General features: G+C 35.0%; 22 protein-coding genes. 15 read left to right on the top strand and 7 right to left on the bottom strand.

Translation table 11 applies throughout. The features are described from left to right. The first annotated feature begins 56 nt into the window (after window positions 1-56). The 3 genes from MKY04_RS18840 to MKY04_RS18830 all read left to right on the top strand — a co-directional run bounded on the left by MKY04_RS18840 (window position 57) and on the right by MKY04_RS18830 (window position 4,607). Window positions 57-1,118: an LLM class flavin-dependent oxidoreductase gene (locus tag MKY04_RS18840; protein WP_346234939.1), complete on the top strand. Its 1,062-nt coding sequence runs from the start codon at window positions 57-59 to the stop codon at window positions 1,116-1,118. Window positions 1,119-1,299: 181 nt separating this feature from the next. Further along, window positions 1,300-2,154: a DUF4097 family beta strand repeat-containing protein gene (locus MKY04_RS18835; protein WP_346235891.1), complete on the top strand. Its 855-nt coding sequence runs from the start codon at window positions 1,300-1,302 to the stop codon at window positions 2,152-2,154. 77 nt (window positions 2,155-2,231) lie between these two features. Further along, window positions 2,232-4,607, top strand: coding sequence for a polyprenyl synthetase family protein (locus MKY04_RS18830; RefSeq protein ID WP_346234938.1), 2,376 nt, complete (start codon window positions 2,232-2,234; stop codon window positions 4,605-4,607). A 58-nt stretch (window positions 4,608-4,665) separates the two neighbouring features. Here MKY04_RS18830 and MKY04_RS18825 read toward each other — a convergent pair whose 3' ends face one another. Then, window positions 4,666-5,580, bottom strand: a complete 915-nt coding sequence (locus tag MKY04_RS18825) for a DMT family transporter (RefSeq protein ID WP_126295943.1) — start codon at window positions 5,578-5,580, stop codon at window positions 4,666-4,668. An 81-nt stretch (window positions 5,581-5,661) separates the two neighbouring features. On the opposite strand from MKY04_RS18825, the gene MKY04_RS18820 reads away from it, so the two are divergent. Then, the gene (locus tag MKY04_RS18820) at window positions 5,662-5,784 is read left to right on the top strand and encodes a hypothetical protein (RefSeq protein ID WP_346234937.1); all 123 of its coding nucleotides are present in this window, start codon (window positions 5,662-5,664) and stop codon (window positions 5,782-5,784) included. A gap of 7 nt (window positions 5,785-5,791) precedes the next feature. Here MKY04_RS18820 and MKY04_RS18815 read toward each other — a convergent pair whose 3' ends face one another. The 4 genes from MKY04_RS18815 to MKY04_RS18800 all read right to left on the bottom strand — a co-directional run bounded on the left by MKY04_RS18815 (window position 5,792) and on the right by MKY04_RS18800 (window position 7,698). Then, the gene (locus MKY04_RS18815) at window positions 5,792-6,202 is read right to left on the bottom strand and encodes a carboxymuconolactone decarboxylase family protein (RefSeq protein ID WP_126295944.1); all 411 of its coding nucleotides are present in this window, start codon (window positions 6,200-6,202) and stop codon (window positions 5,792-5,794) included. A gap of 258 nt (window positions 6,203-6,460) precedes the next feature. Next, window positions 6,461-7,030: a manganese catalase family protein gene (locus tag MKY04_RS18810; protein ID WP_346234936.1), complete on the bottom strand. Its 570-nt coding sequence runs from the start codon at window positions 7,028-7,030 to the stop codon at window positions 6,461-6,463. Between the two features lie 184 nt (window positions 7,031-7,214). Beyond that, the gene (locus MKY04_RS18805) at window positions 7,215-7,478 is read right to left on the bottom strand and encodes a spore coat protein CotJB (protein WP_126295946.1); all 264 of its coding nucleotides are present in this window, start codon (window positions 7,476-7,478) and stop codon (window positions 7,215-7,217) included. Next, the gene (locus MKY04_RS18800) at window positions 7,471-7,698 is read right to left on the bottom strand and encodes a spore coat associated protein CotJA (protein ID WP_126295947.1); all 228 of its coding nucleotides are present in this window, start codon (window positions 7,696-7,698) and stop codon (window positions 7,471-7,473) included. Before MKY04_RS18800 ends, MKY04_RS18805 begins: the two co-directional genes overlap by 8 nt. 180 nt (window positions 7,699-7,878) lie before the next feature. On the opposite strand from MKY04_RS18800, the gene MKY04_RS18795 reads away from it, so the two are divergent. The 6 genes from MKY04_RS18795 (at window position 7,879) to MKY04_RS18770 (ending at window position 15,687) form a co-directional block, all read left to right on the top strand. Continuing rightward, window positions 7,879-8,721 (top strand): DegV family protein, encoded by an 843-nt coding sequence (locus tag MKY04_RS18795; RefSeq protein ID WP_126295948.1) that lies wholly within the window; start codon window positions 7,879-7,881, stop codon window positions 8,719-8,721. Between the two features lie 157 nt (window positions 8,722-8,878). Continuing rightward, the gene (locus MKY04_RS18790; protein WP_126295949.1) at window positions 8,879-10,774 is read left to right on the top strand and encodes a PrkA family serine protein kinase; all 1,896 of its coding nucleotides are present in this window, start codon (window positions 8,879-8,881) and stop codon (window positions 10,772-10,774) included. A 150-nt stretch (window positions 10,775-10,924) separates the two neighbouring features. After that, window positions 10,925-12,088: a sporulation protein YhbH gene (gene yhbH, locus MKY04_RS18785; protein ID WP_346234935.1), complete on the top strand. Its 1,164-nt coding sequence runs from the start codon at window positions 10,925-10,927 to the stop codon at window positions 12,086-12,088. Window positions 12,089-12,111: 23 nt separating this feature from the next. After that, the gene (locus MKY04_RS18780) at window positions 12,112-13,512 is read left to right on the top strand and encodes a SpoVR family protein (RefSeq protein ID WP_346234934.1); all 1,401 of its coding nucleotides are present in this window, start codon (window positions 12,112-12,114) and stop codon (window positions 13,510-13,512) included. A gap of 279 nt (window positions 13,513-13,791) precedes the next feature. Then, a complete protein-coding gene (locus MKY04_RS18775; protein WP_126293938.1) occupies window positions 13,792-14,391 on the top strand; it encodes a YitT family protein in 600 nt (199 codons plus the stop codon). A gap of 357 nt (window positions 14,392-14,748) precedes the next feature. Beyond that, complete coding sequence (locus MKY04_RS18770; protein WP_126293939.1) at window positions 14,749-15,687, top strand: SDR family oxidoreductase; 939 nt, start codon at window positions 14,749-14,751, stop codon at window positions 15,685-15,687. A 134-nt stretch (window positions 15,688-15,821) separates the two neighbouring features. Here MKY04_RS18770 and MKY04_RS18765 read toward each other — a convergent pair whose 3' ends face one another. After that, complete coding sequence (locus MKY04_RS18765) at window positions 15,822-17,453, bottom strand: catalase (RefSeq protein ID WP_126293940.1); 1,632 nt, start codon at window positions 17,451-17,453, stop codon at window positions 15,822-15,824. A 246-nt stretch (window positions 17,454-17,699) separates the two neighbouring features. Beyond that, window positions 17,700-19,298: a ribonuclease J gene (locus MKY04_RS18760; protein WP_246020266.1), complete on the bottom strand. Its 1,599-nt coding sequence runs from the start codon at window positions 19,296-19,298 to the stop codon at window positions 17,700-17,702. A gap of 281 nt (window positions 19,299-19,579) precedes the next feature. Between MKY04_RS18760 and MKY04_RS18755 the strand changes: the two genes are divergently transcribed. The 5 genes from MKY04_RS18755 to MKY04_RS18735 all read left to right on the top strand — a co-directional run bounded on the left by MKY04_RS18755 (window position 19,580) and on the right by MKY04_RS18735 (window position 23,628). Beyond that, window positions 19,580-20,284, top strand: coding sequence for a DUF421 domain-containing protein (locus MKY04_RS18755; RefSeq protein WP_126293942.1), 705 nt, complete (start codon window positions 19,580-19,582; stop codon window positions 20,282-20,284). Window positions 20,285-20,439: 155 nt separating this feature from the next. Then, window positions 20,440-21,138, top strand: a complete 699-nt coding sequence (locus MKY04_RS18750) for a hypothetical protein (RefSeq protein ID WP_126293943.1) — start codon at window positions 20,440-20,442, stop codon at window positions 21,136-21,138. Between the two features lie 190 nt (window positions 21,139-21,328). After that, a complete protein-coding gene (locus tag MKY04_RS18745; protein ID WP_126293944.1) occupies window positions 21,329-22,042 on the top strand; it encodes an MBL fold metallo-hydrolase in 714 nt (237 codons plus the stop codon). Between the two features lie 16 nt (window positions 22,043-22,058). Then, complete coding sequence (locus MKY04_RS18740) at window positions 22,059-22,616, top strand: TetR/AcrR family transcriptional regulator (RefSeq protein WP_346234933.1); 558 nt, start codon at window positions 22,059-22,061, stop codon at window positions 22,614-22,616. A gap of 130 nt (window positions 22,617-22,746) precedes the next feature. Next, window positions 22,747-23,628 carry a DMT family transporter gene (locus MKY04_RS18735; RefSeq protein WP_126293946.1) on the top strand — a complete coding sequence of 294 codons (882 nt, stop codon included), beginning with the start codon at window positions 22,747-22,749 and terminating at the stop codon, window positions 23,626-23,628. The last annotated feature ends 51 nt before the right edge of the window (window positions 23,629-23,679 follow it).

Here is a 23,679-nt window from a genome sequence, read left to right as displayed (position 1 = left end):
CAAGTTAAAAATTGTTTTCAATTTTAGAGATGATGCAAAATAGAGGAGTGGGAATTTTGGAAATTGGTTTAACGACATTTGTTGAAACAACACCTGATGTCAATAATGGGAAAGTAATCAGCCATGCAGAAAGGATACGTGAAGTAGTAGAAGAAATTGTTTTAGCAGATGAGATTGGATTAGATGTATTTGGAGTAGGTGAACATCATAGAAAGGATTATGCTTGCTCTGCTCCAGCAGTATTACTTGCAGCAGCCGCTTCAAGAACAAAACGAATAAGACTAACAAGTGCTGTTTCTGTTCTATCCTCTGATGATCCAGTACGAGTGTTCCAAGAATTTTCAACGGTTGATGCCATTTCGAATGGAAGAGCAGAAATTATGGCGGGTCGAGGTTCTTTTATCGAGTCCTTTCCTCTATTTGGCTTTAATTTGCAAGATTATGATGAATTGTTTGAAGAAAAGTTAGATTTATTATTAAAAATACGAGATGAAGAAATTATTAATTGGACTGGCAAGTACCGACCCTCAATACCGAATCGAGGAGTTTACCCACGCCCTGTCCAAAATCAATTGCCTGTTTGGATTGCCAGTGGTGGAACACCGCAATCGGTTGCACGTGCAGGAGCTCTTGGATTGCCGCTTGCACTTGCGATTATAGGGGGTAGCCCGCTGCAGTTTGCACCGCTTGTGAGGCTTTATTATGATGCTGCAAGGAAAGCTGGTCATGATACATCTAAGCTTACTGTTGCATCGCATTCTCATGGCTTTGTTGCAGATAGTACAGAAATTGCGGTAGAAAAGTTTTTCCCTCCTACACAATATGCAATGAATGTTTTAGGGAGAGAGCGCGGATGGGGTCCATACACTAGAGAAACATTTGACTATGCCCGCAGTTTACAAGGAGCATTATATGTTGGCGATGTGAAAACTGTTGCTGAAAAAATTATTTTTCTACGCAAAAATGTAGGTATTACTCGCTTTATGCTTCACTGCCCCGTTGGCTCTATGCCTCATGAAGATGTTATGAGATCCATTGAATTGCTTGGCAAGGAAGTAGCTCCAATTGTACGACAAGAAATAGCTCGCTGGGAAGCTGCAGGAGAACCACAAGAGTAGAATACTACAAAGAAATTGAGAGGTTGTTCAGAAATAAAACATTCTGTGCAGCCTCTTTACTTTTTAGTATATGTTTAAAATTTATACTTCTAAGGTAGTTATTCCATTTATCTGCAAAGGGGCAATTCATAAAATTCACGAACGCCCATTCAACTACTTCTTAAGTCTTAGTTGAAATTACATTCTAGGGTCGTTAATTAAACAGTATACTTCCTGTAATCTAATAAAGAAAAATGAATTCAAATTTGAAAGGAAGATTAATATTAATAAGAAAGTATTCGTCATAGGTGTTATATTAATCGGTATAATTGTTGTAACATTCTACAATATTTTTTTAAATGGCAAAACTGAGGAAATCGAAATTACTCAAGATTTTTCGCATGTTGAAGTAGAATCCGAAAACGCAAATATTAATGTAATTGCTTCAAATAACAATACAGCAAAGGCAGAATTAGTTAATAATAAGAACAATAAATATAAGCTTGACGTAAAAGTGGATGGTAATACACTTGAAATCGAAGTGAATCGTAGAGGATTTAAATGGCTATCAATCGATTTCTTCTCTGATTCACCAACATTAAACTTAATGTTGCCAGAAAAAGTTGCTGGAACTATAGCATTGGAAACAAATAATGGAACAATTAGTGCATCCAATCTTGAGTCAGAAGAAATGGTGGCAGAATCTGATAATGGGGAAATTTTAATCGGGGATGTAAAAAGCAATTCGATTTATGCTCAATCAGATAATGGGGAACTTTTCTTTGAAAATATTGAAGGGGAAATTTTGGGTGAGTCAGATAATGGAGACATTACACTTGTAAATGATACTTTAAATCAGCCAATCGAGTTCGAAACCGATAATGGTTCAATTATAATTCAAACAAAAAAAGAACCTAAAAATGTTAAGATGGACGTATATACAGATAACGGGAACATAAATATCTTTGGAAAATCTAACGAGTCAACTGTTATTGGTAATGGCGAAAACTTGATTAAATTAACATCTGATAATGGAGATATAACAGTAGAAAAATAAACATATGATTATTAGTGATGTTGGATTGTCTTTTCCATTTGATAGAAAAGAGATCAATAGTAAAGGTGAGTCAGTAAATGAATAAAGTTTTTATGATAAATGCAGATCAATGTTATCGGCAGGCTGAGCACAAAGCTGCTCAGTATTTTAATTTGCTCTATCAACAAGCTGTAAGTCAATCTTATATTACTACATTAACTGAAGATTTTCGGCTGTGGAAAATAAAGCATATCCATCATCCAACATTCTTTTCATACTTTACCCGGAAAAAGCGAAAACCAAGCCAAAAAGATTACCATCAATATATAAAATGGCTTGATTATACAAATAAACTAGAGAATTATTTGGACCGCAGTATTTCGTATTTATTTTTAAGAGATCTAGGGAAAACACTGGATTCATCAGAAACTAAAAATCAAATAGATCGTTTAGTTGAACGGTTAAAAATTCAATTAAAAGATTCTACAAAATTAGAAAATAATGAAATATTTACTTTGGCTTCATTATATCGAAACGCCCAGGAAGAGGGTGTTGAATCTTCAATGATATGGTTGATAAATAAATTGACGGCCGTTGCTTCAAATATTCCAAAAGGATTGGACGCAGTAAACGCCCAGCGCAAGCTCATAAAAATTATTGCTGGTGTTATGATGCATACAATAGATCTTCTAAGTGCTGACATATCATCTGAAGAACGCTCAAAAAAACTTGATGAAGCTATACGGCTAGGATATTGTTACGGATTAACATATCCATTCATTGACGACCTTTTGGACTCAAATGTTTTATCAATAACGGAAAAGGAACAATATGCTGAACTAATTCGAACCTCACTTATTACTGGAAACGTGCCGGATTTAGGGGGAGATTGGCGGAGCGACAGTCTTGTATTTATGAGATATATTCATAGTGAACTCCGTCAAGCATTTGACTATATTAAGTTATATCAAAAACCATCCGATATTCGAAACTTTTTTGAGCAGGCATATATATTTTTTAATTCTCAAGAAATTGACCGTAAGAAGGACTTATCGAATGACAAGTACACAAATGAAGAAATTTATATTCCTATTATTATAAAATCATCTTCCTCTCGCCTTATTGCTCGATTAGTCACAAGTACATCAAGTGATGATGGCTTTGAAAAGAGAACGTTTCTATATGGAATTTACAATCAACTAGCAGATGACTTTTCGGATATGTTTGATGATATGAAAAATGGAGCGGTGACGCCATATACTTACTATTTGACTCATCACGAGAAAAGAAGGGACCTTATTAACCCATTTGAATTATATTGGACAGTTATTTCACACCTAATTCATCATGTCTACCAATCTGATAAAAAAACAAGCGAAGTTATTTTAAATCGTGCAATAAACGGGTTAAAACGATTTAAACAAAATAATGAAGATAAAAAGTTTAAGCAGGTAATGGATGTACTTACTTCAGGAATTCCTCAATTCAATAAAGTGCTGCAAAAAATGGTAGACAATGCAGATGATATAGATTTTTTTGATAAGCTATTGCGTGATCAAATAATTAGTATGCTAAAAACTGAACGTGAGGAACAACAACAGTTTAAAGAAACGATAAAAATCGTTAGACAACAAATAAATCGTCATCTAGCCATATTTAATGATGAAAAATTGGTTATAAAAGAATCAATTACTGATGCAGCAAATTATAGTTTATCAGGAGAAGGGAAACGTTTAAGACCGATTATAACGTGGTTTATGGGTGTCAAAGTTTATGGATTAAAGGAGTCGACCTTATTTCCTCTATTAAAAGCACTGGAATATATGCATACCGCTTCACTTATTTTTGATGATTTACCTTCCCAAGACAATGCTTCAATTCGTAGAGGACGACCAACTGTTCATAAAGCTTACAATGTTGCTGTAGCAGAATTAACAGGGTTATATCTGACTCAAAAAGCAATTGAAGAGCAAACATCCCTTGAAGAATATGACACAAAGACAGTCCTTAAGTTAATTCGTTATACTGCACAAATAACAGCAGAAATGTGTAAGGGGCAGGCGATGGATTTAAATTCCAAGGGGAAAAATTTAACATTGGAACAATTAAATTCGATGTGTTTTTATAAAACAGGTCTAGGTTTTGAAGCAGCACTTCTTATACCAGCTATATTAGCAAATGCAGATGCAAAAGAAATACAGGCTTTAAAAACTTTTGCTCGCCACGCAGGAATTGCATTTCAAATTAAAGATGACTTATTAGATTATGAAGGTGATTCATCTCAATTAGGAAAACCAATCGGTATAGATGTACAAAACAATAGCTCAACTTTCGTTACAGTACTCGGAATTGAAGAGGCTAAAAAGGAAATGTGGGAGCATTACTGTCTTGCTGCCGAAACCTTTGAAATAATTCCTCGAAATACAAGTTTTTTAAAGCATTTCTTGAATTATGCCGTAAATCGAAATTATTAATTGGAATACCGCAGAGATAAAAAAGTCCCAAAAGTCTAATTAGCTCTTGGGACATTTTTTATTGGATCATTTTCACCTGATCACTGTTTTCGACAATATTTTGCCGTTTACCATAGAAATTCACAACCAACACACCTGAAATAGCAATCATACCGCCTATAATAGAAACCATAGTTGGCAGCTCATTTAACCAGATCCAAGCAACAGTAATTGCAATAACAGGTTCTAAGTAAAGGATGCTGGAGACCGAGCTTGCATTAGCAAGTGATAAGGCCATTGCCCATGTTAAGTAAGCAAATGCGGTAGGGAAAATCCCTATAAAAATTGCTGTAATGTTTGCTTCCAATGTTGCAGTTTGAATATCCTGAATAAGCCCAGGTGCGAAAATAAGAAATGGAATTGTTCCTGCCCATGTACAATAAGCAGTTAATTCAATAGCGCTATATTTTTTAAAGAAAGGCTTTTGATAGACAAAGAAGATGGAAGTTGCAATAGCAGCAGCGATTGTTAAAAATACTCCTGGAGCAATTCCAAGTGATGTATCACCTGACCCGATTGCTATTAAAATAATTCCAACAAATCCAAAGCCTAATCCAACCCATCCAACCGAGCTTAATCGCTCTTTTAAAATTAAAATTGCAAATATCGTCGTAAAGATTGGCCCCGAACCTATTAACATACCGGCTGTTCCTGCACTAACAGTTAATTGACCGAATGTAGCACATATATGATAACCACTTATTCCTACAAATCCTAAAAGTGTAATTTTTAAAAGATCTTCTTTTTTTGGTAACCGTATTTTCATTGTAGGAATTAAGGAAAGTATACCAAAAATAATAGAAGCAATGATGAATCTATATAATATTAAATGCCCTGCTGAAAAGCCACCTTGTAAGCTGACGCTATTTGCAGCAAAAGTAGACCCCCATATTAAAACAGTTAAAAGTCCGAGTAATAAAGCTTTTGTATTCACTATGTTCACCAAACTTTCTACTATTTATCATAGAACCAATCTTCTCATGATAGCTGCTAAATTAGCAAGTGAATTTTCCTTATGATTAGTAGAAAATACAAGCAAAAAGACCGCATAAAAACTCCTTTATTTTTTGTAGGGGATAAAGGATTGGTTGAAGAAGAATTTCCTTTATCCGTTATTTTAGAGCAGCTTTATGATTAAAGAGGATTTATATAGCCTCTAGTTTCATGATTGCCCCGAAATATTGCTGAGCAGTTGTAAATGTAATAAATGCACATAGTTCACTGATTTCTTCTTCTGTAAAGCATTCTCTTAATATATTAAATATTGAATCGGGAATATCCCCTTTTTGCTTTAAAAATACTTCTGCAAATCCTGTTGCTACTGAAATTTTTTCATTAAACTTTTCAGGTTCAGGCTTTCCTTTCGCTTTGCAATATTCACACCCATTACTTTGCGCTAAAGTTCTTCTTACTTGTTCCTTTAATTCAGAAGATAAGTGTCCATCTTTTTCTAATGTATCTCCCAGTTGGGACCATGCCTCCATTACTTCTTTATTATGACCTAAAAGCCTTTGGAAAGGCGTGCTGCCAGCTTTCGCTTCAATAATTCTAGCCATTTAAAGTGCCTCCTTAATATTTTTTATGTAGTGATTTAATTATAATGAAGGAAATATTTATTTAACATTAAATTGGAAATGTGTTTAGAATAAATTTTTTTGATATTTAATTAATAATGAGGAATTCTCTTAAAAAATGAAAATGAATAGAATTATAAGACGGAATAGTTTAGTAAAAACAGTAAATCAACGAGGGGACTAGGAAGTAGATTGAATTAGAAAAAGACGATGCTAAAATAGTCATCGTCTTAAGTATTATTAAAAGAATTTCTTTTTACCTTGCTCTTCTTTTAAAATTTCTACTGCTTCTCTAAATCGTTGAGAGTGAACTACTTCACGTTCACGCAAGAATTTTAAGCCATCATTTAAGTCAGGGTCGTCTGAAAGGTCAATAATCCATTGGTATGTTGCGCGGGCTTTTTCTTCAGCGGCAATATCTTCATAGAGGTCAGCAATTGGGTCGCCTTTTGCTTGGATGTACGTTGCAGTCCATGGAACACCTGCTGCATTATGATAAAATAAGGCCCGGTCGTGATCTACATAATGGTCAGCTATACCTGCTGCTTTAATTTGTTCCGGAGTTGCATCTTTTGTAAGTTTGTAGACCATTGTTGCAATCATTTCAAGGTGAGAAAACTCTTCCATAGCAATATCATTCAGCAGACCAATTACTTTATTCGGAATTGAATAACGTTGATTCATATATCGCAGTGCGGCAGCTAACTCCCCGTCGGCACCTCCATACTGCTCAATAAGAAATTTCGCGAGCATAGGGTTACACGTACTTACTCTAACGGGATATTGAAGTTTTTTTTCATAATAAAACATCCCTTGTTTTCACCCCTCATATTCAGTAATTTTGTTTTGACGCAGCAATAGCCATACTTAACTTTTCTAATTATCTAGCTAAGGAGGTTAACCTCTAGCATCGCTTCGACTCTTCCTTCATGAGCAAAATTATGTGTCAGAGTAGCCGACGAGTTTAGAAGCTAATCGAGCAAATTTTGTTTTTCTAAACTTGCCATGGCCATGGTGTGTCATCCACATCCCATGGATAATTTGAATAGCTCCTTCCAAAATTCATGAGTGGTCCAAATTTTTTCTCAAAATTAACTTTTAATTGCATACTTAATTGGGCTGTTTCATTGAATTGTTTAATGGCTTCCATATCGTGTTGGTGAGTATTTAGGTAAAGGTTCAGTTCTACTAAAACGAAATCAATTGCTTGAATTTCTTCTAATAACTGATAATATTCTGGGGGCATTTGTTTAGTCATTAGGCTTCACCCCTTTTTTGGGATCTGGATATGGGCTAAATAAAGCTGGCCAAAGTGTTCCGTGCATTAATGCTTGGTGTGGAGTTTGAAATTGTGGAAGTCCTGGTGGTTGAAATCCCATAAAGAGCTGTGGAGGTGTTGAATAGCTTTTTACACGAATGGGTTTGCAGGGATCAAATGGACTGATGTAGGGCTTCCAATATCTAAATTGAGAAAACAAAGTAATCCTCCTTCCAGATTCTGCATTACAACAATATATATGAGCGAATATTTACTTTTATTCGCAAAAAAATGACAAATATTGCATGCGGAATTATATAGGGTATGTCAGCATATCAATAGACAGGATATTAAATGTGATATAATGGAAAAAAGAGTCTTTATAGAAGGGGTTATGAGTATGATTAAAATTACTGCGGATAGTACATGTGATCTTTCTCCAGCTCTTATCGACCAATTGAATATTTCATTAATGCCACTGCATGTTTTAATCGATGATGAAGATTTTCGTGACGGTGTTGATATTACACCAAAAGAAATTTTTAAATATGTCGGAGAACAAAATAAAACCTGTACAACAGCAGCTGTCAATACGTTTGAATACGAGAACTTTTTTGCAGGGTTATCACCAAAATATGATGCGGTTATACATATATGTTTAGGTTCAGATTTTTCTTCCTCCTACCAAAATGCGAAACTAGCTGCTGAAAATTTTGACAATGTTTATGTTGTTGATTCAAGCAATCTATCAACAGGGAGCGGCCATATTGTGTATGATGCCGCTTTATTGGCGGAAGATGGCATTGAACCTGAGGAAATTTGCAAACAATTAGAGAATGTTATTCCAAAAGTGGATGCAAGTTTTGTAATCGATAAAATGGATTACTTGCGTAAAGGTGGCCGGTGTTCAAGTATTGAAGCACTAGGCGCTACATTACTTAAAATTAAACCATCTATAGAGGTTGTTGATGGGAAAATGCATGTCGGGAAAAAATATCGAGGTAATTTCGAACGATGTCTTGAAAATTATGTGAAAGACCGATTAGAAAACAACGATAATATTGATTACAGCCGATTATTTATTACTCATTCTCATTGCGCACCTGAAACAGTAGCAAAAGTTAAAGAAGCTGTTGCACGTTTCGCGAATTTTGAAGAAATTATTGAAACAACTGCTGGTTGCACAGTTTCAAGCCATTGTGGACCTAACACACTAGGAATTTTATATAAAAGAAAAAATTAAACAAAACAAGGCGCCAACCATAAAGTTTCTTTGGATGGTGCCTTGTTTTTTTATCATGTGAAGTTACAATTCGTAAACTTGAGTAAAAAGTATTCGGTATCATTAGCGAACTATCTTCATACTATGTATAAAACACGCCCTGAATGGAGGGAAGACTATCGATATTTTAAGCAGGGTTAAAAGTTTCAGAGAAGAAGAGGATCGATTGAAGTGGGAAGGTACGTTTGCAGAATACTTAGAAATTCTTAAAGATAGACCTGAAGTTGCTCAAACGGCTCATTCACGCGTCTATAATATGATTAAAAGCGCAGGTGTTGTAGAAAGAGATGGTCAAAAAATGTACCATTTCTTTGGGAAAGAAATTTTTGGACTAGAAACAGCACTTGAAAGACTTGTAGAGGAATACTTCCATCCAGCAGCAAGAAGATTAGATGTAAGAAAACGAATCCTCTTGTTAATGGGACCAGTGAGTGGAGGAAAATCAACAATTGTTACTTTATTAAAACGAGGGTTAGAACAATATTCTCGAACAGATGAAGGAGCAGTTTATGCGATTAAGGGATGCCCAATGCATGAAGATCCCCTCCATCTTATTCCGCATCATTTAAGAGAAGACTTCTATAGAGAATATGGAATAAGAATTGAGGGAAGCCTGTCACCTTTAAACACAATGCGTTTAGAACAAGAATATGGTGGATGCATTGAAGATGTAATGGTTGAGCGTATATTCTTTTCTGAAGATAGACGTGTTGGTATAGGAACATTTACACCATCTGACCCAAAATCACAGGATATTGCAGATTTAACTGGAAGTATAGACTTTTCCACAATTGCTGAGTATGGATCAGAATCAGATCCAAGAGCATACCGTTTTGATGGTGAATTAAATAAAGCAAATCGAGGTATGATGGAATTTCAAGAAATGTTAAAGCTGGATGAGAAGTTTTTATGGCATTTATTATCCTTAACACAGGAAGGGAATTTCAAAGCGGGTCGCTTTGCCTTGATTAGTGCAGATGAGCTTATCGTGGCACATACGAACGAGACTGAATATCGCTCATTTATTTCTAACAAAAAGAACGAGGCTTTACATTCAAGAATTATCGTAATGCCGATTCCTTACAATTTGAAGGTAAGTGAGGAAGAGCGCATATATGAAAAAATGATTCGCGAAAGTGATATGTCCCACGTTCATATTGCACCACACGCATTACGGGCGGCAGCAATTTTCTCTGTCTTAACTAGACTTGAAGTGCCGAAAAAGCAAGGTATAGATATAGTTAAGAAAATGCGTTTATATGATGGAGAAAGTGTTGAAGGATTTAATTCCATTGATGTTGAGGAATTGAAAAAGGAATATCCAAATGAAGGTATGCATGGTATTGATCCGCGTTACATTATTAACCGAATTTCATCCGCAATCATTCGAAAAGAAGTTCCATCGATTAATGCATTAGACGTACTTCGAGCTTTAAAAGATGGGCTAGATCAGCACGCTTCTATTTCTGAAGAAGATAAAGAAAAATATATGAACTATATTGCGGTGGCAAGACGAGAGTATGACGAAATAGCGAAAAATGAAGTACAAAAGGCATTTGTGTACTCTTATGAAGAATCTGCAAAAACTTTGATGAACAATTATCTAGACAATGTGGAAGCGTTTTGCAATAAAAATAAACTCCGTGATCCATTAACTGGTGAAGAAATGAATCCAGATGAAAAATTAATGCGTTCGATTGAAGAGCAAATCGGTGTTTCGGAAAATGCAAAACGAGCATTCCGTGAAGAAATTTTAATTCGCCTTTCTGCCTTTGCGAGAAAAGGTAAACGATTTGATTACAATTCTCATGAAAGATTACGAGAAGCGATTCAGAAGAAATTGTTTGCAGATTTAAAAGATGTTGTGAAAATTACGACTTCATCGAAAACCCCTGATGAGTCGCAGTTGAAAAAAATAAATGAAGTAGTAGCAAGACTAATAGATGAGCATGGCTATGACTCCACATCAGCGAATGAATTATTAAGATATGTAGGAAGTTTATTAAATAGGTAATATATTTAATCGAGTGTCCATAAAATTAAGGACACTCGTTTTTTATTTTAAAAAAACAGTGAAATATATCAGAAAATTCGCATATTATAAAAAAAGTGATTTTCTCAAAGCTGTTAAGTGGGAAATATCATTAAGATGGGTGAGGATAAAATGAGTGAAAATCAGAATCGAAACTTTGTCGTCTCTCAGGAAAACTGGTCCCTCCATCGTAAAGGGTACCAAGATCAACAAAGACATATGGATAAGGTGAAGGATGCCATTAAAAATAATTTACCAGATTTAATTAGTGAAGAAAGCATAATTATGTCGAATGGTCGAGAAGTTATTAAAATACCAATTCGTTCATTAGATGAGTATAAAATTCGCTACAATTATGGAAAATCGAAACACGTTGGTCAAGGTCAAGGTGATAGTAAAGTAGGAGATGTTGTTGCCCGAGACGGAAAACCGGGTGATCAAGCTGCAGGCCAAGGCAAAAAAGCAGGAGATCAGCCTGGCAATGACTACTATGAGGCAGAAGTAAGTATTGAAGAAGTTCAAAACGTACTATTTAAAGAGTTAGAGCTTCCTAATTTAGAGAAGAAGGAAATGGCAGAAATTACAGTAGAAAAAATAGAATTTAATGATATTCGAAAAAAAGGGCTTATGGGCAATATCGATAAAAAAAGAACGATTTTAACTGCGATTAAACGCAATGCAATGAAAGGTAAAGCAGAAATTTCACCAATTCATAATGATGATTTACGCTTTAAAACTTGGGATGAAGTAATAAAACCTGAAACGAGGGCAGTAGTCCTTGCGATGATGGACACAAGTGGATCTATGGGGAATTTTGAAAAGTTTTGTGCAAGAAGTTTTTTCTTTTGGATGACACGATTTTTACGTACAAAATATCAATCTGTTGAAATAGAATTTATCGCCCACCATACAGAAGCTAAAGTAGTGACGGAGGAAGAATTTTTTACAAAGGGAGAAAGTGGAGGAACAATTTGCTCATCCGCGTACTCAAAAGCGTTGGAATTAGTTGATCAAAAATATAATCCAGTTCGTTATAATATTTACCCTGTGCATTTTTCTGATGGTGAAAATTTTTCAACAGACAATGAGAAATGTTTGAAATTAGTGAATGAATTAATGGATATTTCAAGTATGTTTGGCTATGGGGAAGTCAACCCAAACAACCGTTATTCTTCATTGATGTCGACATTTAAAAAAATAGATAATCCGAAGTTTCGTCATTACATTATAAGGCAAAAGAAAGATGTATATGAGGCATTGAAAAGCTTCTTCCAAAAACAAGAAAGCATAGTTTAATTTATTTTTAGGGGGGAGTAAAGATGGAAAAAGAGCTTCATAAAGCAATTGATGAAATTACGGAAATTGCAGTTGGGTTTGGTCTTGATTTTTTCCCAATGCATTATGAGATATGTCCAGCAGATATTATTTATACTATTGGAGCTTATGGAATGCCTACTCGCTTTTCACATTGGAGCTTTGGAAAACAATTTCATAAAATGAAACTTCAATATGATTTAGGATTAAGCCAAATTTATGAATTGGTTATCAATTCGAACCCATGCTATGCTTTTTTATTAGATACAAATACATTAACGCAAAATAAACTAATTATCGCCCATGTGTTGGCGCACTGTGATTTTTTCAAAAATAATATTCGTTTTTCTAATACAAGACGAGATATGGTTGAAAGTATGACGGCAACTGCAGAACGAATCGCGAATTATGAAATGCTTTATGGAAAAGATGAAGTGGAGCAATTTTTAGATGCAGTATTAGCCATTCAGGAGCATATTGATCCGTCTTTAGTTCGACCAAATTTATTTGTTCAAGAAGATGAGGATGAGGAAGAGGATGTGTTTGTTCCAAAAACTCCTTATGACGATCTATGGAGTTTAGATCAAAAAGAAGAGGAAAAGCCAACAATACGATATAAGAAGAAAAAATTCCCACCTAAGCCTGAGAAAGATTTACTTCTATTTATCGAACTGCATAGCCGCGAGTTAGAAGAATGGCAACGGGATATTTTAACGATGATGAGAGAAGAAATGCTCTATTTTTGGCCTCAATTAGAAACAAAAATTATGAATGAAGGTTGGGCTTCATACTGGCATCAAAGAATTATGAGGGAGTTAAACTTAACGACTGAAGAAACGATTGAATATGCGAAGCTGAACGCAGGGGTAGTGCAGCCGTCAAAAACATCCATTAATCCCTATTATCTAGGATTGAAAATTTTTGAAGATATCGAAAAACGCTATAATAACCCGACAGAAGAAATGAAGAGGCTTGGAATAAAACCGAATTCTGGCCGCGAAAAAATATTTGAGGTACGTGAAATAGAATCGGATATTTCCTTTATTCGAAACTATTTAACAAAGGAATTGGTGGACCAAGAAGACTTATATTTATTTGAGAAAAAAGGATCGGAATATAAAATTACTGATAAAGATTATGAACATGTTCGGGATCAGCTCGTTTCAATGAGGGTAAATGGCGGATTTCCATATATAGTGGTAGAAAATGGGGATTATTTACGAAATGGCGAGTTATTTTTGAAGCATGGATATGAGGGGATGGAGCTTGATCCTCACTATTTGGAGCATGTTTTACCATATATTTATCAGCTTTGGGGTCGCCCTGTTCATATGGAAACATATGTGGAATCAAGACCTGTACTTTATACGTATGACGGTAAACGAAATTACAAAAAGGCCTTGTAGGTAATAGTTCAGTTTGCTTTTGAAAAGCGCATATAGTGACAATTTATTTAATAATACGATATTAAAAAATGTACATTACTAAATTATGCTTTAGTAGTGTACATTTTTTATTTGCGATTGAGTTTGATCAATTATTAAGTTTTTGATTCCTCTATATAAAATTTTCTACATATTAAAACTTTACGTATCATTTTCATTCATTACTCATAGTTATTTGTATTGGGACAATTATCAAAAATTTTAGCCAATACATCTTATTTAACAATAAGGAGAGTTTAATTGAAATTTAAAAATTCATATAAAATTTACTTTTTAGATCTCCTCATGAAAATACCATGGATAATTTCCGGTGCAATAATGGCAGCTATTAGTCTTGAAGTAATATTAATCCCAAATGGTTTGATTGATGGAGGAATTACGGGAGTTTCGATGATACTATCAGAAATTCTAGGGTATTCACTAAGTGTTTTGTTATTTATTTTAAATATTCCATTTGTTTTATTAGGCTACATATTTTTAGGAAAACGCTTTGCTTTTACTACATCATTAGGAATTACTGTATTAACAATTTCTACAGGTATTTTAGAAGTATTCCCACCGTTTCTTAAAGGGAATTCAATATTATTAATTTTTATTGGTGCTTTATTGTTAGGAATGGGAATAGGAATCGTCATTCGTAATGGCGGGGCTTTGGATGGGACAGATGTATTGGCGTTACTAATCTCTGATAAAACGTCTTATACTGTTGGGGAATCAATTTTTGCCATTAATATTTTTATTTTTTTATTTGCCTTTATACTGTTTGGATGGAAAGGTGCATTAATTTCAATTATTACATATTTTATTGCGACGACTATTGTTGATATTGTACGTACTTAAAATGATGGGCTGCTTAGAAAAATCTATTTTCTGGACAGCCCAAAATCTTAATATTAAAAGTTTGGATAGTACCATTGACATCTTGGATTTGTATAGAATGGAGGCCTCGTGCTTATTTTAGGCATTCTTAAAGGTTTTCTGTTATTTGCATATTTAAGCATTACTTTTTCATTAGAGTAGGGAATTAATAGAAGATTTACCCCAGGACAAGATTGATAAACTTGAATACTGATTCCTCCTTAAATCTTTTAATCCTATCTTATTCATACTTCTTCTTTTAGGTAACTTTCTGTATATGCACCATAATAGCCTAGTATACATAAGATGTTTTAGTACTGATCTTATTAGGAGGATTTTATGGAAAGTCACTTTAAGAAAGGGATAGAGGAATCAAATAGTCAACAGTATCCTTTAAACCCTAACTATGGGAAAATTACTCAGTTTGAAGAAGTTCCAGTTACAGTACCTGAGCAAAGACAATACCGACAACCAGGTATAGAAGGACTAATGGTTCCAAGACCAATTATAGAAAATCCAAATTATAAAGGTTCCGGAAAACTGAAAGGAAAAGTTGCCTTAATTACAGGCGGGGACAGTGGAATTGGTGCCGCAGTAGCAATTGCTTTTGCTAAAGAGGGTGCGGATATTTCGATTGCTTATTTAGACGAGCATGAGGATGCCAATCGAACGAAAACAAGAGTTGAAGAACTAGGTCAGCGATGTTTATTGTTGCCAGGTGATTTAAGGAATAAAGAACAGTGCAAAAAAATTGTTGAAAATACAATTCAAACATTCGGAAAGCTAAATATACTATGTAATCATGTAGGAATTCAGTTTCAGCAATTAAGCCTACTCGATATTACAGATGAACAATTCGATGATACTTTTAAGGTCAATATATATTCGCATTTCTATACAACAAGAGCAGCGCTGCCATACTTAAACACAGGTAGTTCAATAATAAACACAGCATCAGTAGTGGCGTATTATGGAAATAAAGAATTAATTGATTATACAGCAACAAAAGCAGCGAATGTCGGCTTTACACGCGCATTAGCAAATAACCTAATAAGTAAAGGCATAAGGGTTAACGCAGTGGCCCCTGGGAGAATATGGACTCCACTAATTCCTTCTAGTTTCTCTGCTGATGCTGTAACAATTGCTGACAACCCGATGCAACGCCAAGGTCAGCCATTTGAATTAGCCCCAACTTATGTTTACCTTGCATCTGATGATTCCCGCTTTGTCACTGGGCAAACGCTTCACGTAAATGGTGGCCAAGTGACGTCATCATAATTTAAAACCTTGTGAAAGAAAAAGAGTACAATTCATAAAAATTGAATTGTACTCTTTTACAGTGTAATTTCATTTTTACAAGGTTTTACTGCTGAGTTTTTACGCAGGTTTAACTGATATTTACGCGTTTTTAATTAATAAGGATCTGCGTCATGTCCTTTGTTGACAGCATCGTCTACAGCTTGACTTGCTTCTTTTGCACCTAATGGATGCGGATTGAAATCTTGACCAAATTCTTCTTTATTGTTCATGGTCTTTGCCTTTTCAGCTAATCCTTCTCTTAGTCGGCGTCCATATTCTTCATCTGCTTCATCGGCAAGGGCCATCATCTTATCCTGGATTACTTTTGGACAGAGAGCCAAGTCGTTAACTAGGTTATTGATAAGCTCATCTTTCTCCCATTGTTCAAAGCTGCGGTATGTTTCCCCAGCTTGCTTTGTATTGTCATTACGATCAATGGATTCACGAACTAAATTACCTTCAACATGTGGTGTATATTCTTTACCAGTTTGCTCAGCTTCTGTTAACCCGCCCATGCTCGATGGTTCATAGTTAACATGTAGGTTTTGACCTGGCGCCTTATCGTTGTAATAGCGAAGTTGACCGCCTTCCTGATTTGTAGCAACTCGTTTTTTTGCAGCATTAATCGGAAGCTGTAAATAATTCGCCCCAACTCGATATCGTTGTGTATCCGAATAGGAGAAAGTACGTCCTTGCAGCATTTTATCATCTGAAAAGTCTAAACCATCTACAAGAACGCCTGTCCCGAATGCTACTTGCTCTACTTCATTAAAGTAGTTTTCAGGGTTTTTATTTAACACCATGCGTCCAACAGGCAACCATGGGAATTTATCGTTTGGCCATAGTTTTGTGTCATCTAATGGGTCAAAATCTAGCTCTGGGTGAGGGCCATCCTCCATAATTTGCACAAATAGTTCCCATTCAGGATAATCCCCGCGTTCTATTGCCTCATATAGGTCCTGTGTTGCATGGTTAAAGTTTTTAGCTTGAATTGCTTCTGCCTCTTTAACTGTTAAGTTTTTAATTCCTTGTTTTGGCTCCCAATGATATTTTACAAGAACAGCTTTTCCTTCTTGGTTTACCCATTTATAGGTATTTACCCCTGAACCTTGCATCATGCGATAATTAGCCGGAATGCCCCATGGTGAATAAACGAGTGTCACCATATGAAATGATTCTGGTGAATTAGCACAGAAGTCAAAGAAACGTCTTGAATCTTGAATATTAGTTACTGGGTCAGGTCTGAATGCGTGAATCATATCAGGAAACTTCATTGCATCACGAATGAAAAAGATTTTCAAGTTGTTTCCAACTAAATCCCAGTTGCCATCCTCAGTATAAAACTTTACTGCAAAGCCACGTGGATCACGTACAGTTTCAGGTGAGTGCAAGCCATGAACAACAGTAGAAAATCGTACAAAGACAGGAGTTTGTTTCCCTTTTTCCTGGAACAGTTTTGCACGAGTATATTTTGAAACAGGTTCATCACCTACTGTACCATAGGCTTCAAAATACCCATGAGCACCGGCACCGCGGGCATGTACGATACGTTCTGGAACCTTTTCGCGGTCGAAATGACTGATTTTCTCAATAAAATCATAATTTTCAAGTGTAGCAGGACCTCGATTTCCTACAGTACGTATGTTTTGGTTATTTGTAATCGGGTGACCTTGTCTGTTCGTTAGAGAATTATCGTTTTCAATATTTGTTTCATTTTTGCCTTGATTTGAAGGGTCTTTTTCCACTAGAAGTCATCCTTTCATTAGAGTGATAGGCACTCGTGAAATTTAAAAACATTACTATAATGCCCGTTGCTTTTTAAAAGTATTCTTATAATGGAATGATTTTTCTATTTCTCCAGCCTTAATGGGAAGTAAGACACTACCTTAAGATTTAAGAAAGAGTAATAAGTAAAGGTGGTGGATTAACTTCTCGTAAAAATCCGATTGGTGCAACTAGCAATCGATGGGGGATGCCTCCATCACCATTGATTAAATCGGAATGATGATTGGTAAAATCATTGGTTTTTTCTTCGTTTGTTCAAATACATATTGTCCAACCTCTTTTTTAATTGCCCTTTTCATACCCAAAACATTGGCATCCTTAAAGGGATCAACAGTTGCCTTAACGACTTCATTGATATTGAATAAAAGCTCTTCTGAATTTTTTGCATAAACAAATCCACGTGAAATGCTATCTGGCTCAGAAATTCTTTTGCCATCTTCTTTGTTTATCGTACAAACGATGACAAGCATCCCTTCTTCAGAAAGCTGTCTGCGGTCACGCAATACAATATCACCAATTTCGTCATCTCCAACACCATCTACATACGTATCACCAGCTTGTACTTTACGAGTTTGCCGAGCCTCACCATGCTGAACATCGACCACATCACCATTTCGAATAATGAATGTATTTTCTCTCTCCACCCCAACAGTTTCAGCAAGTATTCGATGTAAATGAAGCATTCGATATTCACCGTGAATCGGAATAAAATATTTTGGTTTCATTAATGTGAGCATCAGTTTTAAATCTTCCTGATAGCCGTGACCTGATACATGCATTCCTGTAATTTTAGATGAACCATAAATAACATTTGCGCCAAGCTGAAATAAATTATCTACAATTTTGGAGACGTCCTTTTCGTTTCCAGGAATAGGAGATGCAGCGAAAATGACTGTATCATCTTGTAAAACCTTTACATCGCGATTGTTATTCGTCGATAATCTTGAAAGCGCGGCAAGTGGTTCACCTTGGCTTCCTGTACAAAGTACGACAACACGATCTGGGGGATGCTGTTTAACATCCCGAGCATCGATCAACAGCCAATCAGGAATATCAACATAACCGCGTTGTCTTGCTACTTTTACAACATTTAACATACTCCTGCCTAATAATGCGAGTTTTCGATTTGATTTAATTGTTGCATGAACTATTTGCTGAACGCGATTTACGTTGGAAGCGAAAGTTGAAATAATAATTTTGCCAGTAGCATTTAGAAATGCCTCCTCAATATGTGACCCGACTTCCCGTTCAGATGGGGTTAAACCAGGTCGTTCAGCATTCGTACTTTCAGAAATTAAAACTAACACGCCTTCCTCACCAATGTTCGCCATTTTATGAATATCTGAATATTGATCATTTACTGGAGTTAAATCAAATTTGAAATCTCCTGTATGAACAACATTTCCTTCGGGAGTATTAAAGACGATACCTAAACAATCTGGAATACTATGACTTGTTCTAAAGAAATTAACTTTAATTTCACCAAAATCTAGTTGTGATTCAGAATGAATTTCGATTAATGTAGACTCTCTTAATAACTTATGTTCTTTTAGCTTTAATTCAATTAAACCGAGAGTAAAACGAGTAGCGTAAATAGGTACATTTAATTTTTTTAAGAAGTAAGGAATTCCTCCAATATGATCCTCATGTCCGTGGGTAACAACTAAACCACGAATTTTATGTTCATTTTGCTGTAAATAAGTAATATCAGGGATAATCAAATCGATTCCTAACAAAGCTTCATCTGCAAACTTTGCTCCACAGTCAACGATAACTAGATCGTCCCCGTATTCGATAACATACATATTCTTGCCGATTTCATTAATGCCGCCAAGTGCAAAAATGGAAAGTGTATTATTAACAGACAAATTAACCCCTCTTTTCAACGACTTTTACTAAATTTAAGTATAGCTTTAAGGTTGTAGTCCTATACAGGTTAGTAAAGTGAACAAATTTCAATTAAATCAAATTCAAAATAGGGTTAATTAATTTTTGTATTAGTTCGCCATTTATTAATGCTTTGCATAATAGTGGGAATAAAGGTGACAATAATTTGGAGTAGAAAGCTTTTAGAAGGAGTGTCATTGTGGATTTTCTTTATGGGCAAGAATCACTAAACGCAATTCAATGGATATTAAGAGCGGTAGTAGCGTTTATTTTTTTATTTTTTGCAGCAAAAATTATGGGGCAACGTTCAATTTCTCAGCTTGGATTACTTGATTTTGCTATGGCTATCACTGTTGGAAATATTATAGCCCATCCATTATCTGATGAAGGTTTAGGGATGGGTGGGTCAATGATTACAATGTCGGTCTTAATCTTATTGTATATTGCATGTATCTACTTGAGTTTAAAATGGATCTCCTTCAGACATTTTATAGAACCTACACCTATACCACTTATTAAGAATGGGAAAATTCTATCTAAAAACTTAACAAAAGCTAGAATTTCGATTGATTATTTACTTTCAGAATTAAGGAAAGAAAAAGTAGATGATATAGAAAAAGTTGCTTTTGCATTTTGGGAACCAGACGGATCTATATCAAGTTTTCTTTATCCTGAAAATCAAACGTTAACTCCAAAAGATATGAATTTGCCAAAACAACCATATTCTCTTCCTGTGGCTATTATTAAAGAGGGAAAAATCGATTATCATCAGTTAAACAAAATTTCACAAAATGAAGATTGGATTGTTAATGAACTCCAATCAACACATCAAGTTGGCATTCAGGATGTATTATTGGCTACAATTGATCAACAAGCTAACTTGCAAGTTTACTTATATAACTAACCTTATTATCACTTAGATAAAGAATCCTTCAAAGGGTTCTATTTTTTTATTTTTAAATTCTATTAAAAAGAGAATGAAAAAAGAAGTTCTTGAATAGTATTTTTAGTAACTACTAGAAAACTTCCAAAAGAATATATGAAAATGGGGTGAGAGGATTGTTGCAGTTATTTCTATTACTCTTAGAAGCTATTTATCTATATTTAGCATTCAAAACTGGCAAAACAATTTTTATTCTTGTTGCTGTTGCATTAGGTGGCTGGTGGTTATACGAGTTAAATAAGGAATCGAAAAGGCGAAATGAAGAAATTCAGCAGGACACAATCGAACAAATAGAAGAGTATCCTCATACTCGCTATATTTTATCTTCTGATTGCTTACAAGCACTTTTGATAGACGAACATTCTGATACTTTTCGAATACTCCAAAGAGAGGATACTGAGGAGGAATTTGAAGCAAGAGAGTACGCATTTCATGAGTTATATGAAGTAGCGATTGTAGAGGATGGCAATAATATAGCACTTACTTCTAAAGGTGGTGTGCACGGCTGGTCTTTAATTGATGGTGGTTCCAAAATTGATGTTCATGTGAAAGGATACGATGCGGAATCAGAAAACAAATCAGAGGAAAAATCGAATAAGGAAGTTAAAAAGCTTATGCTGCAGCTCGTTGTAGATGATTTATCGAATCCGATTATTGAATATATTTTTTTAGATAACGAACAAGCCATTCCAAAAGATTTAGATGAATATAAGGATATTTTAAAAGAATGTACTAAGTGGTACCAGAAAATAAGTGTGATTATTAAACGTAATGAAAATAAACGAAAAGAAGTTGTAGTAAATGGCTGGGTTTAACAAAAGTCCGCTATTTTGATACGCATACTAGTGTGAAGAGGAGAGGCTGTTTTAGAAAATGTTGCTTTCTAGGCAGCCACTTACTTTTCTTAAGAAAAAGTTTCCATAATATCACTTGAAAAACTAATGCCATTAGTTATAATAAAAACTAACGGTATTAGTTTTTATTATATTAAAGGGGATGGGTAGAATGAAGGTTTCAAAATATGGGGAAATGTATCAGTTAACTTTATGGCCGCTGCTTTTTCCTGTGAATTGCTATATTTTTGAGGAACAACATGAAATTACTTTAATTGATACGGGTATGCCAGCTAGTTTTAAAGGAATTGTCGATGCTATTAAAAATATAGGCAAGCCGCTAACAAATATCATTTTGACACATGCACACGGTGATCATGTTGGATCATTAGATAAGCTAAAAGAAAGCTTTCCAGAGGCCTGCTTTTCAATTTCTGTTCGTGATAGCCGCTTATTAAAAGGGGATGTTTCATTAAATGAAAGTGAACCACAAACACCGATTAAAGGTGGGATTCCAAAAGGGATAATAACAGAACCCAATCGATTATTGATGGAAGGGGATAAAATTGGTTCTCTTGAAGTAGTGGAAACACCTGGACATACACCAGGCTCAATCTCACTATATGCACAAAAAACAGGTCATATCATAGTTGGTGATGCCTTTCAAACAAGAGGGAAAATCGCAGTAAGCGGCAAGATTGTAAAGAGTTTCCCATTCCCTGCATTTGCAACATGGAATAAAGAAATAGCCATACAAAGCGCTAAAAAAATTCTGGAATTAAAGCCTTCTTTACTAGCGGCAGGACATGGCACAATAATACAAAATCCTGAAAAAAATATAGCCCGGGCAATTATTGAAGCTGAAGAGATTTTGTTGAAACGGTAGGAAAGGAAAGAGTAACATGTCACCAAGAGTTGGATTAGATGTGAAACGTATTATAGAAACTGCAGCCGAATTGGTAGATAAAGAAGGGGTTGATTCCCTAACTTTAGCCACAATTGCTAGAAAATTAAATGTTCGTCCCCCTTCTTTGTTTAACCATATTGAAGGCCTTCATAGCATCAAGCGTGAGCTGTCCTTATATGGGTTAACTTTATTTTATGAAAAGATTGAAGAAGCATCGAGAGAGAAGAACAAAAATGAAGCAATTTTTTCTTTTGCATATGCATATATTCAGTTTGCAAGGGAACATCCAGGGATATATGAACTAATCTTGCGTGCTCCTGAACCAGATGATTATGAACTGCAAGCAGCCAGCAGCCGAATAATTTCTTTATTAAGCAGCTGCTTTTCAGATTATAACTTATCAGAAGAGTATAAGATTCATGCGATAAGAGCTTTAAGAAGCCTTCTTCATGGCTTTTCCACATTAGAACAAAAGGCTGCATTCGGACTCCCAGTTAGTATTGAAAAGACTTTTGAATTGATGATCCAAGGATTTATTGATTCGATAAAGTAGCCCTTATGCTATTGTTTTACTACAATGATTAAATATACTGATCTTTACATAAAAATAAATATTCAAATATATGTAAATATTATATAATTAATATTCAGATTTTAATCATTACATATATGTGGAGGCAGCAATGAAAAAGTATATTGGAGAAATCATGCTGTGTATTACAGCAATTATATGGGGAAGTGGATTTGTTGTTAGTGCAGTTTCACTAGAGTACTATACTCCCTATCAAGTATTAGCTGGACGGTTTTTAGTTGGTTTTATTATATTAAGCATTATCTTTTATAAGAAACTGAGAGGCTTAAATCGCAGTATTATTTTAAAAGGATTTGTTTTAGGGGCTTTATTATATGTAGCCTTTGCATTGCAAACGGTTGGGCTTCAATATACAACCCCATCAAAGAATGCGTTTTTAACAGCAGTCAATGTTGTGATTGTACCGTTCATTGCATTTTTAGCATACAAAAGAAAAATTGATAAGTTTGAACTAACCGGAGCAATTCTTGCTATTGTTGGGATTGGGTTTCTTTCACTTCAATTTTCAACAGATGTGAACATAGGGGACTTGCTTACTTTGGGCTGTGCCGTTGGGTTTGCTTATCAAATTTTCTATACAGCGAAGTATGTGAAAGATGAAGATCCAATTACTTTAACCATTATTCAAATGTTCTTTGCGGCAATACTAGCATGCATTGTTGTTCTATTTAAAGGAGAAGTGAATTTTTCAATGGAGTTGGAGGCAGTTTCATCTATTTTCTATTTAGGTATTTTCTCTACAACCATTGCATATCTTTTCCAAACAATTGCACAAAAGTTCACGAGTGAAACGAAAACGGCCATAATTCTTTCTACGGAATCTTTCTGGGGCATGGTTTTCTCCATTATTTTATTAGGTGAAGTATTAACGCCTAGAATGATTATCGGAGCTATTTTAATTTTGTGCGCAATTATTATTTCAGAAACGAAACTTTCTTTCATGAAAAAATCCAGACTTGAAAAGTTAATTTAAATAATTCTAGAGGCTTGTCCTATATTAATTTTCTGCTATTCACCTTTAGTG

The sequence above is a fragment of the Lysinibacillus telephonicus genome, assembly GCF_039654155.1.
In the GTDB taxonomy this organism is placed as follows: Bacteria; Bacillota; Bacilli; order Bacillales_A; family Planococcaceae; genus Ureibacillus; species Ureibacillus telephonicus.
The sequence above is the reverse complement of the archived record's forward strand: the minus strand, read 5'-3'. Positions and strand labels throughout refer to the sequence as shown.

What these genes read in the sequence shown, in the direction of transcription:
- MKY04_RS18810 (WP_346234936.1), bottom strand. Translation starts at nt 7,030, where the DNA reads ATGTTTTATTATGAAAAAAAACTTCAATATCCCGTTAGAGTAAGTACG.
- MKY04_RS18735 (WP_126293946.1), top strand. Translation starts at nt 22,747, where the DNA reads ATGAAAAAGTATATTGGAGAAATCATGCTGTGTATTACAGCAATTATA.
- MKY04_RS18760 (WP_246020266.1), bottom strand. Translation starts at nt 19,298, where the DNA reads ATGTATGTTATCGAATACGGGGACGATCTAGTTATCGTTGACTGTGGA.
- MKY04_RS18795 (WP_126295948.1), top strand. Translation starts at nt 7,879, where the DNA reads ATGATTAAAATTACTGCGGATAGTACATGTGATCTTTCTCCAGCTCTT.
- MKY04_RS18770 (WP_126293939.1), top strand. Translation starts at nt 14,749, where the DNA reads ATGGAAAGTCACTTTAAGAAAGGGATAGAGGAATCAAATAGTCAACAG.
- MKY04_RS18820 (WP_346234937.1), top strand. Translation starts at nt 5,662, where the DNA reads ATGATTAGTAGAAAATACAAGCAAAAAGACCGCATAAAAACTCCTTTA.
- yhbH (WP_346234935.1), top strand. Translation starts at nt 10,925, where the DNA reads ATGAGTGAAAATCAGAATCGAAACTTTGTCGTCTCTCAGGAAAACTGG.
- MKY04_RS18830 (WP_346234938.1), top strand. Translation starts at nt 2,232, where the DNA reads ATGAATAAAGTTTTTATGATAAATGCAGATCAATGTTATCGGCAGGCT.
- MKY04_RS18780 (WP_346234934.1), top strand. Translation starts at nt 12,112, where the DNA reads ATGGAAAAAGAGCTTCATAAAGCAATTGATGAAATTACGGAAATTGCA.
- MKY04_RS18745 (WP_126293944.1), top strand. Translation starts at nt 21,329, where the DNA reads ATGAAGGTTTCAAAATATGGGGAAATGTATCAGTTAACTTTATGGCCG.
- MKY04_RS18805 (WP_126295946.1), bottom strand. Translation starts at nt 7,478, where the DNA reads ATGACTAAACAAATGCCCCCAGAATATTATCAGTTATTAGAAGAAATT.
- MKY04_RS18740 (WP_346234933.1), top strand. Translation starts at nt 22,059, where the DNA reads ATGTCACCAAGAGTTGGATTAGATGTGAAACGTATTATAGAAACTGCA.
- MKY04_RS18815 (WP_126295944.1), bottom strand. Translation starts at nt 6,202, where the DNA reads ATGGCTAGAATTATTGAAGCGAAAGCTGGCAGCACGCCTTTCCAAAGG.